The organism is Chromohalobacter sp. HP20-39, from assembly GCF_033052815.1.
In the GTDB taxonomy this organism is placed as follows: Bacteria; Pseudomonadota; Gammaproteobacteria; order Pseudomonadales; family Halomonadaceae; genus Chromohalobacter.
The window spans coordinates 1-246 of the sequence record NZ_JAWHTP010001036.1 but is presented as its reverse complement, the minus strand read 5'-3'; the positions used below and the strand labels follow the sequence as shown (position 1 = coordinate 246).

The following is a 246-nucleotide window of genomic DNA, read 5'->3' as shown; positions in this document are numbered from 1 at the left end:
GTACAGCGCGCTGCCATTGGCGTAGCGGTATTCAAGTTGTGCCGTGGCAGGAGCAGCCACCCCGAAGTGCGCGCGCTCCATCGTGCGCGGCGATTCGAACAGGCGATACAGCAGGCCGCTTTGCTGCGCCTGGCCTGTGTAGTCCACCTGCAGGCCATCGGCGGATTGCGTGACCGACACCGTCACCGGCTGGCGCGCGGCATGGCTGCGCACGAGGCCCGGATGCACGAGATGGGTGTGCAGTGG

General features: G+C 67.1%; 1 protein-coding gene. It reads right to left on the bottom strand.

Going from position 1 to position 246, the window contains the following annotated elements; translation table 11 throughout:
- The coding region (locus tag RVY79_RS21075) for a hypothetical protein (protein ID WP_317466558.1) at positions 1–246 on the bottom strand (246 nt) is incomplete at both ends.